Origin of the sequence: Streptomyces sp. NPDC021212 (assembly GCF_044332925.1) — a bacterium.
Taxonomy (GTDB): Bacteria; Actinomycetota; Actinomycetes; order Streptomycetales; family Streptomycetaceae; genus Streptomyces.
In genome coordinates this window covers 946651-963806 of sequence record NZ_JBIRPZ010000001.1, presented here as the reverse complement: position 1 = coordinate 963806, position 17156 = coordinate 946651, and the positions used below count along the sequence as shown (strand labels likewise).

Below are 17156 nucleotides of genomic sequence, written 5' to 3'. Positions count from 1 at the left end.
GAACAAGGGATGCAAGGGGTGCGGGGGACGCAAGGGATGTCCGTGCGGCAGACGGCGCCCCTCCCCCTGTACCGGCGGCTTCCGCTGCGCCAGGTTCTGTGCCTCCTGCCGCTGGTCGCGGTCGCCGTCTGGGTGGCACGGCACCGGTCGCTGATCGGTTCCGGTGCCCGTCAGATGCTCACCGCCGACCCGTGGTGGCTGCTGACGGCGGTCGCGACGACGGGGCTCGGCTGGGTCGCGGTGTCGTTCGCCCGGCAGGGCACGGTGCTGGAACGGCTTCCGGCCAGGCGGCTGTTCGCCACCCAGTTCGCCGCGGGCGCCGCCAACCATCTGCTGCCGTCGGGGATCGGGGCGAGCGCGGTCAACATCCGCTTCATGACGGGCTGCGGGCTCCCCGCGGCCCGCTCCTCGGCCGCGCTCGCCCTGTACTTCCTGGCGGAGGCCGTCACCCGGATCGTGCTGCTGCTCGTGCTGCTCACCGCCTTTCCGGAGGCGCTGCACGTCGGCCCGCTGCTGCCGGAGCGCACCGCCGGTCTTGTGGTGTGGGGCGCGGTGGCGGGGGCGGTGGCCCTGGTGGCGGGGCTGCTGCTGATCCGCCGGGTGCGCCGGGTGATCCGTGGCTTCCTGCGCACCGCGCTGTCCGACGCCCGCTCCCTGCATCTGCGGCCGTCCCGGGCGCTGGCCCTGTGGGGCGGTTCACTGGCGTTCCCGCTGCTCCAGGCGACCGGTCTGGTGGCGGTGGCCCTCGCGCTGGAGCTGGACGTCTGGCCGCCGCATGTGATGCTCGCCTATCTGGCCGCCTCGGCGGTGGCCGCCGTGATCCCCTCGCCGGGGGGCATCGGCTCGGTCGACGCGGCGCTGGTGATCGCGCTGGTCGCGGCGGGCGCCCCGGTCGAGGCCGCCACCTCCACGGTGCTCGCCTACCGCTTCATCACGCTGTGGCTTCCGCTGGTCCCGGGCGCGCTGGTGCTGGGCGCCCTGGTGCGTTCCAAGATCCTCTGAGCACGTCGGAGGGGCCGCCGCTCAGGGGTGGGCGTGGTGTGCGGTGAGCACGTCGTCGGGGCCGAGGGCGATGCGCGTGCCGAGGGCGGAGCCGGTGCGGCCGAGGGTGCGGGCGAGCCATGCGGCGTCCTCGTGCGGGGCACGGCACAGCCGCATCCGCCGGGCCTGGAAGACCACCATCCGCACGCCCAGGAGCGCACCGGTGTCCGGCCGCAGCGTGGCGAAGTGGAGCAGCCGCAGATCGTCCCGGTACCGCTCGTAGCCACCGATGCCCTCGTAGTCGTCGATGAGGTCGCCGCAGCCGTAGAGGACCAGCTTGTCGCGGTAGATCTCCAGGGGGCGGGGGTGGTGGGAGGAGTGGCCGTGGACGAGGTCCACGCCACCGTCGATCAGTGTGTGGGCGAAGCGGATCTGGTCCTCGGGCACGTCATATCCCCAGTTGCCGCCCCAGTGTATCGAGACCACCGCGATGTCGCCGGGCCGCTTGAGCTGCCGTACGCGGTGGGCGAGCGCGGTGGCGTCACCGTCCGCGTGCTCGGACACCACGTCGACACCGGACCGGTCGCCGCCCGCCGCCCAGCCGGGCGGGATGCCGCTGGAGGCGGTCCCGCAGGCGAAGACCAGGACGCGCCGGTGATCGCCGGCCGGGACGGCCGCGGGACGACGTGCCTCCCTCATGTCCCGGCCCGCGCCCGCCACCTGGATTCCGGCGGCGGCCAGGGAGTCGAGGGTGTCGTCGAGGCCGGGCCGTCCGCGGTCGAGCACATGGTTGTTCGCCAGGACGCAGACATCGGGCCGGGCCACGGCCAGAGCGGGGAGGTTGGCGGGGCTCATCCGGTAGTGGATCTCCTTGCCGGGCGCGAAGGCCCCGCCGCGGGTGATGCTCGTCTCCAGGTTCACCACCCGCACATCCGGAGCCGTCCGGTCCAGCACCGGCAGCGCCTCTCCCCACGGCCAGGAGAAGCCGGCCGGCCGCGGGATCGGGCCGCTCGCCTCCTCCGCCAGCTCGACATAGGCCCGGGAGTCACGGATGTACGGTTCCCGCAGCGCCGGATCGCCGGGGTGGGGCAGGATCTGGTCGACACCGCGGCCGAGCATCACATCGCCGCAGAGGAACAGCGTCACAGCGTCGCCGCGCATACTTCCATAATGCGCTGCCCGTCGTGAATGCCGCGTCCAAGGTTCAACTAGGCTTTTCCGCCGTTTCTTCCACGCGCCCTGGTGTACGTCGGCCGGGCGGAAGACACTTCCCCGGTTCCCCGCTCCACTTCGCCACGCCACAGGAGACCGGATTCTCATGACATCCATGGACCGTCGAAGATTCATGCAACTGGCCGGTGCCACCACCGGCATGTCCCTGCTGTCCTCGAGCATCGCGCGCGCCGCGGAGATACCGGCGAACCGCAGCACCGGCAGCCTGCGGGACGTGGAGCACATCGTCGTCCTGATGCAGGAGAACCGCTCCTTCGACCACTACTTCGGCACGCTGCGCGGGGTGCGGGGATTCGGCGATCCGCGGCCGGTGAGCCTGCCCAGCGGCAAGCCGGTGTGGTATCAGTCCGACGGCACGAAGGACATCCTGCCGTTCCGGCCCGACGCCGACGACCTGGGTCTGCAGTTCCTCCGGGACCTCCCGCACGGCTGGGGCGACACCCACACCGCGGTCAACGGCGGCGCGTACGACAAGTGGGTGCCCGCCAAGTCGGCCACGACGATGGCGTACCTCACCCGTGAGGACATCCCGTTCCACTACGCGCTGGCCGACGCGTTCACCATCTGCGACGCCTACCACTGCTCGTTCATGGGCTCCACCGACCCCAACCGCTACTACATGTGGACCGGGTACACCGGCAACGACGGGGCGGGCGGCGGCCCGGTGCTCGACAACGCGGAGGCCGGGTACGGCTGGACGACGTACCCGGAGCGGCTGGAGAAGGCCGGGGTGTCCTGGAAGATCTACCAGGACATCGGCGACGGCCTGGACGCCAAGGGCGGCTGGGGCTGGATCGATGACGCGTTCCGGGGCAACTACGGCGACAACTCGCTGCTGTACTTCAACCAGTACCGCGACGCGAAGCCCGGCAACCCGCTCTACGACAAGGCCCGCACCGGCACCGACGCCCGGAAGGGCGACGGCTACTTCGACCGCCTGAAGGCGGACGTGAAGGCCGGGACGCTGCCCCAGGTGTCCTGGATCGCGGCGCCCGAGGCGTTCACCGAACACCCCAATTGGCCCGCGAACTACGGCGCCTGGTACCTGGCCCAGGTGCTGGACGCGCTGACCTCGAACCCCGAGGTGTGGAGCAGGACGGCGCTGCTCATCACCTACGACGAGAACGACGGCTTCTTCGACCACCTCGTGCCGCCGTACGCCCCCTCCCCCGGGCGCGGCGCGTCGACGGTGACCACGAACGGCGAGCTGTTCGCGGGCTCCTCCTCGCAGGCGGCCGGGGCGTACGGGCTGGGGCAGCGGGTGCCGATGCTCGTGGTGTCGCCGTGGAGCAAGGGCGGCTACGTGTGCTCGCAGACCCTCGACCACACCTCGATCCTGCGGTTCATCGAGCGGCGGTTCGGCGTCGAGGAGCCCCACATCTCGCCATGGCGGCGCGCGGTGTGCGGCGATCTGACCGCGGCGTTCGACTTCGGGCGCACCGACCCGAGCATGCCGGCCATGCCGGACACCAGCGGCTACCTCCCGAAGGACCACAACCGGCACCCCGACTACGTGCCCACGGTCCCCGCCCAGCCCGCCCTGCCCCGGCAGGAGTCCGGCCGGCGCCCCACCAGGCCGCTGCCGTACGACCTGTCCGCCGATGCCACCGTGGCCGACGGCACGCTGCGTATCGACTTCGCCAGCCACGGCCGGGCGGGCGCCCACTTCCACGTCACCTCCAGGAGCCATCCGGACGGGCCGTGGGGGTATACCGTCGAGGCGGGCAAGCGGCTGTCCGGCGAGTGGAGCGCGGCGCCGGGCAAGGACGGCTACGACGTCGAGGTGCACGGTCCGGACGGCTTCCAGCGGCGGTTCGCCGGTCCGCTCACCGGCGAGAATCCGCAGGTGAGCGCGCGTCACGACGGCAAGACCGGACAGCTGAGGGTGAACTTCAGCAACCCGGGCCGCACCACGGTGCGGCTCACCGTCAAGGACGGCCACCTGGGCGGCCAGTCGGACACCTACCGGCTGCCCCCCGGCGCGCGGGTGACGCACACCGCGGATCTGCGCCGCAGCCACCAGTGGTACGACCTGACGGTGGTGTCCGACCACGACCGCACCTTCGTACGCCGGCTCGCGGGCCATGTCGAGACGGGCCGCGCGGGGCTGAGCGATCCCGCGCTCGCCACCGGCTGAACCCGCCCCGCGCCCCGGGCACCCGGACGTGTGCCCGGGGCGCGGGTGTCCGGGGCGCGGGTCACCGGGTCAGGGCAGCGTCCAGATCCGGACCGTCACGACGTAGAAGACGACCGCCCAGAACACGGTCACCGCGGCGACGATGCCGAGGCCGGCGAGGTTCGTCTTCATCGCCGACACGTCCGGTGCCGGTCGCAGCCACCGCTTGAGCAGGCGGTTCACGTAGTAGGGCATCGTGATGAAGCTCATGATGAAGCTCGACAGCAAGTTGCCCACCAGCAGCCCGAGCCAGAGGGGCAGCTTCAGCGGCGACAGGGCGAGCGTCAGCAGCACGACCGTCGGGTACAGGCCGACCCAGACCGCGATGGCGGTCTTGGTCTCGGAGGGCGGCGGCGCTTCTTTGCCGTTCCCCGCGAAGGCGAACCAACTGCCGAACGAGTTGTCGACCGTGCGCAGCTTGAAGTCATGGAACTTCTGGCCCTCGGCAAGGACTTTCTGCCGCTCGGCCGAGGTCAGCCAGGCATCGAGATGCTCGGCATTGTCGAACCGGTACAGCGTGGTCCACTCCTCCTGAAGTCCCTCGATCGGGCGGAACAGCTCGGTCCCGCGAAAGCCCTCGAATTTGCTCTCCTCCCGATTCAGGCGGCGCTGCCACTCGAGAAAGGCGTCGACGTGGTCCGGGTCGACACGATGGGTGACCACCACGGTCACCAGCGGATCAGCCGGCTGTGTGCCGCCGCTGATGACCTGCTGGGTCGCGGGGCCGTCGAAGTATTTGCTGCCGCTGTCGAGAAAGCGCTGCCGGGTCGCGCCGTTCATCCACGCCTGCAGGTGGGCTATCGAATCGAATCGGTAGACGACGACCCAGTCGGGCTGCACGGCCGTCGGCGGGGAGATCTCGTCACCGAGGTAGCCGGGGTAGCCGGCGGCGGCCGTGTTGAGGTCCCGCTGCCACGTCTCGTACTCCCGCTCCAGCCCCGGCAGAACCTTCTGACCGAGGATGACCGTGGCCGCGGAGTCGTCGGGGTTCTCGGTGTTCATCGTCTCACTCCCTCGGCACCGACTGGTCTTCGCCCGGCCGACGGTAGATCCGTTCCGGAGTCAGGGGCAGGGCGCGGTGGCGCACGCCCGTGGCGTCATGGAGCGCGTTCGCCAGCGCGGGGGCCACCGGGTTGATACAGCATTCCGCCATCCCCTTCGACCGCAGGGGCCCGAAGGAATCGGCTGAGTCCACCAGGAGCACGTCGGTGCGGGGGATGTCGGCGTAGGTGGGGATGCGATAGTTCCGGAGGTTCGGATTGGCCATGACACCGTTCGCGTCGATGTGGTGATGCTCGGTCAACGCGAAACCGATCCCCTGGGCGACTCCGCCCTCCACCTGCCCCCGCACTTGCGCGGGGTTGATGACGACGGCGGCGTCGGTCGCCTGGACGCTGCGCAGGATGCGGATCTCGCCGGTCACCGGATGGACCGCGATCCGGAACCCGTGTGCGTTGGAGGTGACACTGCGCGGTGAGCCGTACGCCTTACGGGCCGCGGTGAACCGGATTCCACGCGCCCGGGCGGACGCGACGAGTTCTTCCAGCGGCACGTACTGGTCGCCGCAGACGACACCCCCGTCGTCCATCGAGCACATCGCGAGGTCGGCGCCCGTGTGCGCGGCGGCGAATCGCAGGATGCGGTCGCGCACGGCATCGGCCGCGCGAAGGACCGCGTTGCCCGACACGAAAAGACCCGCGCTCGCGAAAGCGCCGGTGTCGAATCCTGTGCGGTCGGTGTCGGATTGCACCAGGCGAATACGGGACGGTGTCGTGCCCAGCCGGCCGGCCGCGATCTGGACATGCGCGGTCGACGTACCCTCGCCGAATTCGACGGTTCCGACGGCCAATTCGTACATGAGGTCGTCGCCCAGCGTGACCCAGGCCTCCGAGATGTGCTCGGTCGGGGGCGCGGTCTCGTGCAGGGAACTCGCGATGCCGGTCCCGACGAGCCATCCGGGGCCGGGCGGATCGTCGACGGTACGGGCCATGACGTCATCCACCAGATCGAGGCACTTGACGATTCCGTCCTCGGTGAACAGCACGTCGTCGGGGCCCTCATCCATGGCGACGAGCAGATCGCCCGGCCGCACGACGTTGCGCCGTCGCAGTTCGACCGGATCGATGTCCAGGGCGCGGGCCAGTTCGTCCATCGCCGATTCCACGGCGAACGCCGGTTGCGTCATCCCGTAGCCGCGCAGCGCCCCGCTCGGAATGGTATTCGTATAGACCGAGAACGCGTCGTACTTCTTGTTGGGGCAGCGGTAGATCATGACAGCGGCGCCGCCCGCGAACAGCGTTTCGCCGCCGTGATTGCCATAAGCGCCCGTGTTCGCCACATTGCGGACCTGGAGCGCCGTGAGCGTTCCGTCCGCCTTCGCGCCGAGGGTGACCGTCAACGCCATCGGATGCCGTGTCGAAGCGGTGGTGAACTCTTCTTCCCGGGTGTACTCGAGACAGACCGGCCGTCCGGTGTCCAGGGTGGCGAGTGCGACCAGATCCTCCGAGATCACTTCCTGTTTTCCGCCGAAACCGCCGCCGACACGCTTGCAGAAGACCCGGAGCTGGTCCGGGCGCAGCGCGAAGAGATAGGCGAGCTTGGTTTTGGCGATCGACGGCGACTGCGAACTGGTGCGGACGTTGAGACGGTCGTTCTCCATCCAGGCGATCGAGCCGTGGGTTTCGAGATGGGCGTGCTGCACCCGCGGCGAAAAGTACGTGCCTTCGTGGATCACATCGGCTTCGGCGAGCCCCGCGTCGATGTCGCCGATGTGCGAATGGATCTCGAGCAGGATGTTGCGGACGAGATCGCGGGCAAAGGGATCATCGCTGTCGTGGAGTTGTGGAGCGCCATCGGCCATCGCCCTTTCGGGGTCGAATACCGCGGGCAGCACCTCGTATTCGACGGCGACCTTCCGGCAGCCCTCTTCCGCCGCCCCGACCGTGTCGGCCAGCACCGCGACGACACGCTGGCCGACGAAGCGCACCGTGCTGTCGAGGATGTAGGTGTCGTCCGGATCGACGAGATGGTCGGTGTGGATCGCCGTGGTGAATCGCTTCCGCGGCACGTCCTCCCAGCTGTAGACCCGGTGCACGCCGGGAACCGCGAGCGCGGCGGTCTTGTCGATCGAGACGATCCGGGCGTGCGCGTGCGGTGAGTGCAGCACCTTGAGGTGCAGCATGCCGTCGATGTGGGTGTCCATCGTGAACTCGGCGCGACCGGTCACCACCTCGTCGGCCGCCGGTGCGCCGACGCTTCGGCCGACGGCCTGTCCCGGCGCGGCGCTCTCCACTCCGGCGACGCCCTTCACGGCATCCTCGATTCCCCGATAGCCGGTGCAGCGGCAGAGGTTGCCCTTCAGCGCCCGCGGCAGGTCCTCCTTCTGCGACGCTGTGAGCGCCGCCGACGTCATGATCATGCCTGCGGTGCAGAATCCGCACTGGAAGCCCGGAGCGTCGCGGAACTGCCGCTGCATCGGATGCAGATCGCCGGGTGTCCCGAGCCCCTCGATCGTCGTCACCTCACAGCCGTCCGCGCGGAACGCGGGGGTGATGCAGCTGTGGACCGGCTCACCGTCCAGCCACACCGTGCACGCGCCGCAATCGCCCGCGTCGCAGCCCTTTTTGACGCCATGGTGTCCGAGCGAGCGGAGGAAGGTGCGCAGGCACTGGCCGGGTTCCGGCTCGTCGTCGAATTTCTTGCCGTTCACGATGTACATCACGCCGGGCCCCCAGCCATGAATTCGCGGCGAATTTCTTCGGCGAAGTGCCGTGTCAGATGGTGACGGTGATCGGGGGTCCCGTTGGGGTCGGCGAACCAGAGGCCGGCGGGGATCTCATCGATGCTCCGGCGCAGATTCCGGGCATCGGGCATGGTGTCGAACGCGATGCGCACCGGCCGAGTGGTGCCTGCTGTGACGGTGAGCAACAGGTCGCTCGTTCCCGGCGTTTGCGTACCGATGAGGAATACCGTCGAACGGCCGAGGCGGGTCAGCGTGAAGCGGCGGTGCGCTGCGCGCTTTCTCAGGGCGCGTGCCGGAATGCGGACGCGCCGCAGGATTTCCCCGGGAGCGAGGATGTTCCGATTGTCCCCGGTCACGAAGTCGAGGGCATCGACGGTTCGTGCCGACCCGTCAGGAGCCCACAGCTCGTACTGCGCCTCGAGAGCGACCGTCAGCGTGATCATCGGACCGGCGGGAAGCGACAAGCATATGTTGCCGCCGACGGTCGCCGCATTCCAGACTTTGAACGAGGACAAGAAAGCCTCGCAGCTTTTCGCGAGGAGGCTCCCCGCGATCCAATCGTCCGGCGAGGCAAAGGCATACAGATCGCGGATGGTGCACATGGCACCCATATCGAGCCCCGCGTCACTCGACACAAGGGCATTCCAGCGCAATTCTGTCAAGTCGATCAGGCGACGCAGGCCCGGTTGTTCCACGGAATACAGCCACGTACCGCCCGCGAGCCAAGCGTCGCCTTCTTGCCACTCCACACCTGGCCTGGAGGGCGGTCGCCGTATCACTTCGGTGATGGTGTTCAGGTCCATGGGAAGCGAGCTCCCTTACGGCGGACGCAGAATTACCGTCAAGTATATCGGCGAGGGGTCGACCCGGCAGGGTGAGCGTTTCGGGTGGGCCGCCGCCGCGGACAGCGGCGGCCGGAAGCGGCTACCAGGTGACGGGAAGCTCGTGGACCCCGTAGATCACCGCGTCATACTTGAACGGCACCCGCTCCAGGTCCGTCGCCAGGCGCAGCGTGGGGATGCGGCGCAGCAGGGTCGGGTAGACCACCTGGAGTTCCATGCGGGCCAGCGGCTGGCCGAGGCAGTGGTGGGTGCCCACGCCGAAGGCCTGGTGGCCGCGGGCGTCGCGGGCGATGTCCAGCCGGTCCGGGTCGGGGAAGACGGACGGGTCCCGGTTGGCGAGTTCGCCGAGCAGGATCACCCCCTCACCGGCCCGGATGGTGCGGCCGGCGATCTCGATGTCCTCCAGCGCCGTACGGCGGCGTCCGAGGTGGACGACGCTGAGGTAGCGCAGAAGTTCCTCCACCGCGGAGGCGATCACCTTGGGGTCGTCGGTGTCGCGGACCCGGGCGAGCTGATCGGGGTGTTCGAGCAGCAGCAGAGTCCCCATGGTGATCATGTTGGCGGTGGTCTCGTGTCCGCCGAGGAGCAACAGCACGCCCATCGCGACCGCCTGGCTGCGGGTCAGCTCACCGGCGTTGATCTGCTTGCCGAGGCTGGAGAGCAGATCGTCACCGGGCTCGGTGAGCTTCGCGTCCACGAGCTGCTCCAGGTACGCGCCCAGATTGCCGTGCGCGGCCTGCCGCTCCTGGGGCGTGGCCACGGCGGAGACGAGGACCTTGCTGTTGGTCTGGAAGAACTCGTGCTCCTCGTACGGGACACCGAGCAGCTCGGAGATCACCAGGGACGGGACCGGCAGCGCGAGGGCCTGGACGAGGTCGGCGGGTTTCGGGCCGGCCAGCATGCGCGTGAGGAAGTCGTCCACCATCTCCTGCACGACCGGGCGCATCGCCTCGACCCGCTTGATGGTGAAGGCGCCGCTGACCATGCGGCGCAGCCGGGCGTGCTCCGGATCGTCCATACCGACGAAGCTCAGGTCGGTGGCCCCGTGTTCGCCGCCCGAGTGGTCGACGGGGCTCGGGAATTTGGGGTGGGAGAAGTCCGCGCTCAGCCGGGGGTCGGAGAGCAGCGCCTTCTGCTCGGCGTGGCTGGTCACCACCCACGGGGTGGTGTCGCCCCAGGACCGGACCCGGGTCAGCGGGCCCCACCGGGCCAGGCCGCGCAGCTCCGGGGACGGGTCGAAGGGGCAGACGGAGGCCCGCGGCGGGGGGAACCGGGGGATCTCGGCCGACGCGTCGTCGGCCACTGGTGCGGTGGTCATGGACTTCCTCCGGTGGGCGTTCAGGGGTGGCCGGTCACGCGCCGACGGCGGTTCATGGGGTCTCGCTCAGGTGTATCGCGAGGGTCGGGCAGATGCTCGCGGCCTCACGGACCGCGGCTTGGCTGCCCTCGGCGGGCTCGGCGTCGAGCAGGACCACGATGCCGTCCTCGTCGCGCTGGTCGAACACCTCGGGCGCGAGCAGCACGCACTGGCCCGCGGCGCAGCACTTCGCCTCATCAACGGTGATCTTCATGGGCGGTTCTCCTCGGGGCGGTACGGGGTGGAACGGGGGTGACGGGGGCGAGGAGCAGCCCGGTGATGGCGTCCGTCAACGCGGCGGCGGTGTCCTCCCAGGACGGCTGTCGCGTGCTGGTCCCGTCGGCGAGGGCGCGCTCACGTTCGGCGCAGGTGTGGGTGATCAACTGGCGGGCCATGTCGCCGCGTTGGGCCCGCGTCCCGTCGGAGAGGAAGCCGAGACAGCCGCCCAGCCCCTGGAGGATTTCCCGCAGGGGCTGCCGGGCGAGGGCCTCTTCGGTGACGATCGCACGCAGGACGGGGTCGGTCATCACCTGCACGGCGAACCGGGCGTGCCAGGAGGGGACACCCAGGGTGGCCAGGTGCTCGGTGGCGGGCCGCACCAGGCAGGCGACCCAGTCCCGGACCTCCCGGCTGCCGCGGGTCTCGTCCAGCATCCGCTGCCGGATGGCGTCGATGGCCGCGGAGTGCTTGCCCATGATGGCGCGCACCAGGTCGGCCCGGGTGCCGAAGTGGTAGCCGACGGCGGCGACGTTCCCCTGCCCGGCCGCCTCGCCGATCTGCCGGTTGGACACCGCGACCAGCCCGTGTTCGGCGTAGAGCCGCTCCGCCGCGGCCATGATGGCCTCGCGGGTCCCGGCGGCGCGACCCGTGTGTGCGGTTCTGCCCTGGGCGCCGGCCATGGTGGCCTCCTCACTCGATGGTGCCGAGCCGTGGGGACCACGTTAAATCACATGAATTAATTAAAGCAATTGGTTGAAGGATTTTCCCCAACCCCGCAACCGCGGGGCGGAGAGCGGCGGGCGGGTCAGGGGCGCCCGCCGCTCCCCGGTCAGGAGGTGTCAGACGGCGGGGTGCCAGTCGTGGAACCAGCCCTCGGGCAGGCGGTCCAGCGCCTGGTCGAGGGAGCGGCCCGGCAGGAACGGACGGCCGTGCTCGCGGATGACCGCGTTCAGCTCGTCCAGCCGCCCCCGGGCCTGCTCGATGCCCTTGGCGCGCTCGGCCGGGTCATGGGTGGAGACGGCGTCGCGCCAGATGGACCGGCCCGCCAGATAGCCGCACGCCCCGGCCTGCGCGGAGATCCGCACCTGGGTACGGAAGTCCTCGTAGCCGACGCCCGCGGACAGGATCACCCAGGGGACGCGCACCGAGGAGTCCAGCTCCTTGCAGGCCGCGGCGGCCGCCTCGCGGCCCCGCTCGGTGTCGACGTAGCCGGGGAACTCGACCTTGAGCATGTCGACGCCGAGCCGGTCGGCGTCCACGGCCGACTGGACGATGCCCGCGACCCGGCGCTCCTTCCACTCCTGCGAGGACGGGTCCTCGCCGGGCAGCGGGTACCAGATGGGCTCGACGACCAGCGGCAGGCTCAGCTCCGCGCACTCGTCCACCAGGTCGCGTACCACCTGGCGCTGGTGTTCGGCGGTGGCCGGGTCGCCGTCGGGGCGGTACCACCACAGCAGCTTGGCCACATCGGTGCCGGCCAGCTTGATCTGCCGGGTGGACCAGCCCTCGCGGTGGCGGGTGCGGCGCGGCCCGTCGGGAATGCTGTAGTCCTCGTCCTCGATGCTGGCCATCAGGCCGACGTCGCGCGGCAGTGCGCCGCTCGCGGTGAGGTGGCCGACGCCGTAGTGGGCGTCGAGGAGCACGGCGGTGACGCTGGGCGCGACCGCCCGGATGACGGCGTCCTTCGCCCGGACCACGTCCGCGAAGCCCACCGTGGAGGGATCCGGGGCGAGGAGTTCGGCGAAGTCCGAGAGATGGTCGAGGGCGCAGATCAGGAAGAAGCCGTCCTCGCTGGTCACACGGGTGAGTCCGCGGAGCTTGCCCGGGTCGGTGGTCAGGTCAGGCGTGGTCATCGGGGTCCTTTCGGATACTGGCTGTTGCGGTCGGCGCTGTCGTGGAGCGCGCGGGCGAGCAGCAGCCCGCCCACGAACGTGTCACCGAGGCCGATGGTGGCCACGGGGTGGCTGAGGTGGGGCGCGGGGACACAGTCCGCGCGCAGCCCGTCCCCCAGCGGCCCGTCGGCCGGGCGGTCCTCGGTGTAGTCGGCCGCCGGTGGCGGCTCCGGGTCGGCGGCGGGGGCGCCGCGCGCGGCCCGCGCGGCGGCGAGCAGGCTGCCCGTCATCAGCGCGGTCCGCTGTTCGGTGGGGTCGCCGCGGTGGACGGCGAGCACCCAGCCGTCCGCGTGCACACACACCCGGTCCAGGTCGTACGCGGTGGCGAACCGGGCCGCGGCGGAGACGGGCGAGGTGCGGGCCGAGGGGCCGGCGAGCGCGGCGAGTTCGGACAGGCTCATGCCGACGGAGTCGGCCAGCGGTACGTACGCGTCGCATCCCGCGCGCAGGGCGCGGTCGCCGGCGAACTCGGCGAGTTCGAGGTGGAGCAGCGGCAGCCCGCCGTCCCGCCAGGTGCACACGACGTCGGTGAGCCAGGCCCGGTCGGCGGGCCCGGTGCCGTCCTCGGGCAGCCCGTTCATGCCGGACAGCAGGCCCGCCGCGGCGGTGCGGGCCAGTTCGCCGGAGCGGGCGGCGAACCACTCGTCGCGCTCGATCCCGTCGTCCATGAACCGCAGGATGATCCGGGAGGAGCGGGGCAGGCCGTCCGGCAGGCCGGGCGCGGGGGTGCCCGCCGCGAACTCCAGGATGCTGTGCGGCTGTTTGGGCACCCCCGGGCCGCCGGAGGGCGCGTCGGCGCCGGTCAGCCGTCCGGCGGGGGCGGTGCCCTCGGCCGTGCACAGGATCACATCGGGGTGCAGCACGGCGAGTTGCTCAGGCCTGCGGTCGGCCAGCGGCACGACGCTGGGCGCGCCGAGCACGGCGAGCGCCCAGGCGGCCTGCGGTCCGGTGCCGCCGAGCTGTACCCGGTCGGGCGTGCCGAGCAGCGTCCCCACCCAGTCGGTGCCGCCGGGCCACGGTACGGCGATCTCGCCGCCGTGGCCGTGGCGGATACGGCCGAAGACCTCGGCGGCGACCTCACCGGCGCGTCCGGGCTCGGTGGCCCGGGCGGCCAGGGCGGCGATCCGGTCCGGGTCCATCCGGTGGATGTGGTCGACGCAGGCGCTGAAGCCGGCCAGTACGGGCGCGGCATGACGGGCCCGGGTGCGGACCCGGTCGGCCAGCGCGCGGTACCGCTCGGCCCACAGCTCGTCGCCGGTGACGACGCGCGGGATCGAGAGGCCGGTGCGGGAGGTCACTCCTTCACCGCCCCGGAGGTGATGCCGGCGACGATGCGGCGCTGGAAGAGCATGACGATCAGCACCAGCGGCAGGGTGACCACGACGGACGCGGCGGCCATGTCGCCCCAGGGGACGAAGTACTGGGACTGGAAGCCCGCGATGCCGACCGGCACGGTCTGGTGCTCGGGCGAGGAGGTGAAGGCCAGCGCGAGCATGAACTCGTTCCAGTTGGTGATGAAGCCGAGCATTCCGGCGGCCGCGATCCCGGGCAGCGCGAGCGGCAGGATCACGCTGCGCAGGGTGCGCAGCAGTCCCGCGCCGTCGATGGCCGCGGCCTCGTCCAGCTGGGTGGGCAGGGAGCGGAAGTGCGCGTACAGCACGAAGATCATCAGGGGCAGGGCGAGCCCCACGTACGACCCGGAAAGACCCGTATAGGTGTCGAGCAGCCCGAGGCTGCCCAGCACCAGGTAGAGCGGGACGACGATCGAGATCTGCGGGAACATCGACAGGCCGAGGACGACCGCGAGCACCACGGCCTTGCCGGGCACCGGCAGCCGGGCGAGCGCGTACGTGGCCAGGGCCGCCAGCAGCAGCCCGATCGCGGTCGCGGTGACGGTGACGATGACGCTGTTGACCAGGTACTTGCCGAACTCGTAGTCGGTGAAGACGGCCCGGTAGTGCTCCAGCGTGCCCGGGATGGGCAGCCAGTGCGGGGTCACCGAGGACAGGTCGCGGTCCCGCTGGAACGAGGTGCTCAGCTGCCACAGGAACGGTGCGACGGACCACAGCACGACGGCGGCGACGGCGGCCCGGAACAGCACCCGGTGGGTCAGGGCCCGGCGGCGGGCCCGGATGGCGGCGGGCGCGGCGGGGACGGGCGCGGGGACGGCGGTCATGGCTCAGCCCTCCAGTGCGCGGTAGCGCCGGCTCAGGTAGTAGGCGAAGCCCGCGGCGATGAACACTTCGGTGACGAAGGCGGCGGTGGCGATCATCGAGCCGTAGCCCAGTTCGAGGCCGGAGAAGAGGGTCTTGTAGCCGAAGGTGGACAGCGTCTCGGTGGAGTCCGCCGGTCCGCCCCCGGTGAGGACGTACGGCAGGTCGAAGACCCGAAAGGCGTCGAGGACCCGGATGAGGGCGGCGATCAGCAGGGCGGGCGCGATCACCGGCAGGGTGACGGAGCGGAAGGTGCACCAGGGCGAGGCGCCGTCGATCTTCGCGGACTCACCCAGTTCCTTCGGCACGGTCTGCAGCGCGGCGAGCACCAGCAGCGCCATGAACGGGGTGGTCTTCCAGATGTCGGCGAGCCCGATGGTGGCCAGGGCGGTGTGCGGATCGCCGAGGAAGTTGATGTAGCCGTCGGTCAGATGGAGCCGGGTCAGCAGGTAGTTGGCGACACCCGACTGGCCGTCGAAGATCCAGCCGAACATCCGCGAGGTGACGACGGTGGGGATGGCCCACGGGATGAGGACGGCGGCGCGGGCCCAGCCGCGGCCGCGGAAGGACTGGTGCAGCACGAGGGCGAAGCCGATGCCGAGTGCGGTCTCCACCAGCGTGGTGCCGAAGGCGAAGGCCACCGTGCGCCACCAGGCGTTCCAGAACAGGTCGTCGCCGAGCAGCCGGGACAGGTTGGCGGTGCCGGTGAAGTGCGACCCGGTCGAGAAGCCCGCGTCGTGCAGGGACAGCCACAGGGTGCGCAGCACCGGGTAGAGGGAGACGGCGAGGACGGCGGCGAGTGCGGGCGCCAGCAGCACGATGCCCATCAGACGCGGGCCCGCGGAGGAGGACTCGCGCAGCGGGACGCGGCGGCGCGGGGCGTCGGAACCTTCGGGGCCGGGCGCGAGCTGCGGCTGCTCCAGGGAGGGTGCGCGGTGCTTGCCGCGCAGCGAGGTGTGTCCGGGCGTTCTGTGGAAGAAGGCGAGGTGCCCCATCAGACGATCGCCTCCAGGTCGCGCCGGGCGGAGCGGAGGGTGCCGCGCACATCGCCGTGGACCAGGGCTCGGGAGACCGCGGACTGGAGGGCGAGGCTCACACGGGAGTAGTGGGGGGTGACCGGGCGGGGCACGCCGTTGCCGAACGCCTCCTTCAGCTTGACCATCGCGGGCTGGCCCTTGGCCAGCTTCTTCTCGTCGTAGACCGAGACGCGGGAGGGGGCGTTGCCGAAGTCGAGCGCGAAGGCGAGCTGTGCTTCGGTTCCGGCGAGCCAGTGCAGGAAGTCCATGGCACCTTCCTTGTTGCGGGATCCCGCCGCGACGCCGAGCTGGTAGCCGCCGAGGCAGGAGGAGGACGTGCCGCCGGGGAAGCTGGGCAGCGGGGCTACGTCGACCTTGCCGACGACCTTGGACTGGTCCGGATTCTGGGAGACGCCGTAGACATAGCTCCAGTGCCGCATCATCCCGACCCGGCCCGCGGTGAACGGGCGGCGGCTGGGCTCCTCGTCCCACGAGAACACCTCGGACGGGCTGACCTTGTAGCGATACACCAGGTCGCGCATGAACTGGACGGCCTCGACGCACGCGGGGCTGTCCACGCGGACCGCGCCCGAGGGGTCGATGATGCGGCCGCGGTTGGAGGCGATGAACTCGACCAGGTCGCAGAGGAGGATCTCGGCCTGCTTGGCCTGCCACAGATAGCCCATGGGCACCCGGCGGTGCTGCATCTCGGCCGCGATGTCGGCCAGTTCGTGCCAGTCGGTGGGCGGCTTGCGGCCGAGTGCGCTCATCAGGTCGGTGCGGTAGTAGAGGCCGCCCGCGTCCACGTACCAGGGCAGCGCGACCAGACGGCCCTGGTAGGTGCACGCCTCGACCACACCGGGGAAGAAGGAGCGCTTGAGCGCCGCGGAGACGTCCTGGTCCAGGGGGTGCACCCAGCCCGCGGCGGCCAGTTCGGCGATCCACACCACGTCCTGGGCGAAGACGTCGACCGTGCCGTCCTTGCGGGCCAGCAGCTGGGTGAGCTGCTGATGGCATTCGGTGCTGGAGCTGGGCGGCGGCAGATTGCGGACGGTTACCCGGTAGCGGCTCTGGGCGGCGTTGTAGCGGTCGGCGAACGACTGCATACCGGCCGCGCCGCCGGTGAACGCCGCGCAGGCGAAGGTCAGTTCGGTCCGCTTGCCGCCCCCGCCGCCCACCCGCCGGGCCGGTTCGTCACCACCCCCGCACGCGGCGAGCAGGGGCGTGGCGGCGAGCGCGCCGAGGGCTGCGGCGCCGGCAGAGAGCGTCCGGCGGCGGGTCCACGGTGGCTCGGGTGGGGTGGGTGGGTGCGGCTCCACGGCGACTCCATTGACGCGGCACAAAGCTATGCGGGAGGGGTACGCAGAAAGACGTACAAAGAAGCGCTGGTTTATGCGGCTCTTTGCTGCAAGCTACGGCGGCAGCACCCCTCGGTCAAGGGCCGTGCTGCGGCTTCTTGCGGTAAGGTGCGAGAATCTGCGGTGT

General features: G+C 70.7%; 14 protein-coding genes. 2 read left to right on the top strand and 12 right to left on the bottom strand.

Going from position 1 to position 17156, the window contains the following annotated elements:
* Positions 1–36 precede the first annotated feature (36 nt).
* Complete coding sequence (locus tag ACH4SI_RS03880) at positions 37–1002, top strand: YbhN family protein (RefSeq protein ID WP_398292175.1); 966 nt, start codon at positions 37–39, stop codon at positions 1000–1002.
* Positions 1003–1023: 21 nt separating this feature from the next.
* Here the strand turns inward: ACH4SI_RS03880 and ACH4SI_RS03875 are convergent, their stop codons facing one another.
* Complete coding sequence (locus tag ACH4SI_RS03875; protein WP_398292172.1) at positions 1024–2142, bottom strand: CapA family protein; 1119 nt, start codon at positions 2140–2142, stop codon at positions 1024–1026.
* A 157-nt stretch (positions 2143–2299) separates the two neighbouring features.
* On the opposite strand from ACH4SI_RS03875, the gene ACH4SI_RS03870 reads away from it, so the two are divergent.
* Positions 2300–4351 carry a phosphocholine-specific phospholipase C gene (locus ACH4SI_RS03870; RefSeq protein WP_398292170.1) on the top strand — a complete coding sequence of 684 codons (2052 nt, stop codon included), beginning with the start codon at positions 2300–2302 and terminating at the stop codon, positions 4349–4351.
* A 69-nt stretch (positions 4352–4420) separates the two neighbouring features.
* Here ACH4SI_RS03870 and ACH4SI_RS03865 read toward each other — a convergent pair whose 3' ends face one another.
* The 11 genes from ACH4SI_RS03865 to ACH4SI_RS03815 all read right to left on the bottom strand — a co-directional run bounded on the left by ACH4SI_RS03865 (position 4421) and on the right by ACH4SI_RS03815 (position 16990).
* Positions 4421–5392 (bottom strand): antibiotic biosynthesis monooxygenase, encoded by a 972-nt coding sequence (locus tag ACH4SI_RS03865; RefSeq protein WP_398292168.1) that lies wholly within the window; start codon positions 5390–5392, stop codon positions 4421–4423.
* Between the two features lie 4 nt (positions 5393–5396).
* Entirely contained in the window at positions 5397–8111 is a 2715-nt protein-coding gene (locus ACH4SI_RS03860) for a molybdopterin-dependent oxidoreductase (protein WP_398292166.1), read from the bottom strand.
* A complete protein-coding gene (locus tag ACH4SI_RS03855) occupies positions 8108–8935 on the bottom strand; it encodes an FAD binding domain-containing protein (RefSeq protein ID WP_398292164.1) in 828 nt (275 codons plus the stop codon). Before ACH4SI_RS03855 ends, ACH4SI_RS03860 begins: the two co-directional genes overlap by 4 nt.
* 121 nt (positions 8936–9056) lie before the next feature.
* Positions 9057–10292 carry a cytochrome P450 gene (locus ACH4SI_RS03850; protein ID WP_398292161.1) on the bottom strand — a complete coding sequence of 412 codons (1236 nt, stop codon included), beginning with the start codon at positions 10290–10292 and terminating at the stop codon, positions 9057–9059.
* 52 nt (positions 10293–10344) lie between these two features.
* Positions 10345–10545 carry a ferredoxin gene (locus ACH4SI_RS03845; RefSeq protein WP_398292159.1) on the bottom strand — a complete coding sequence of 67 codons (201 nt, stop codon included), beginning with the start codon at positions 10543–10545 and terminating at the stop codon, positions 10345–10347.
* Complete coding sequence (locus ACH4SI_RS03840) at positions 10529–11230, bottom strand: TetR/AcrR family transcriptional regulator (protein ID WP_398292157.1); 702 nt, start codon at positions 11228–11230, stop codon at positions 10529–10531. The genes ACH4SI_RS03845 and ACH4SI_RS03840 overlap by 17 nt, the downstream gene beginning before the upstream one ends.
* Before the next feature lie 159 nt (positions 11231–11389).
* A complete protein-coding gene (locus ACH4SI_RS03835) occupies positions 11390–12403 on the bottom strand; it encodes a tagatose 1,6-diphosphate aldolase (RefSeq protein WP_398292155.1) in 1014 nt (337 codons plus the stop codon).
* A complete protein-coding gene (locus tag ACH4SI_RS03830) occupies positions 12400–13740 on the bottom strand; it encodes an ADP-dependent glucokinase/phosphofructokinase (protein WP_398292153.1) in 1341 nt (446 codons plus the stop codon). Before ACH4SI_RS03830 ends, ACH4SI_RS03835 begins: the two co-directional genes overlap by 4 nt.
* Positions 13737–14618, bottom strand: a complete 882-nt coding sequence (locus ACH4SI_RS03825; RefSeq protein ID WP_398292151.1) for a carbohydrate ABC transporter permease — start codon at positions 14616–14618, stop codon at positions 13737–13739. Before ACH4SI_RS03825 ends, ACH4SI_RS03830 begins: the two co-directional genes overlap by 4 nt.
* A gap of 3 nt (positions 14619–14621) precedes the next feature.
* Positions 14622–15650 carry a carbohydrate ABC transporter permease gene (locus ACH4SI_RS03820; RefSeq protein WP_398292149.1) on the bottom strand — a complete coding sequence of 343 codons (1029 nt, stop codon included), beginning with the start codon at positions 15648–15650 and terminating at the stop codon, positions 14622–14624.
* Complete coding sequence (locus ACH4SI_RS03815) at positions 15650–16990, bottom strand: ABC transporter substrate-binding protein (RefSeq protein WP_398292147.1); 1341 nt, start codon at positions 16988–16990, stop codon at positions 15650–15652. The genes ACH4SI_RS03820 and ACH4SI_RS03815 overlap by 1 nt, the downstream gene beginning before the upstream one ends.
* Positions 16991–17156 lie beyond the last annotated feature (166 nt).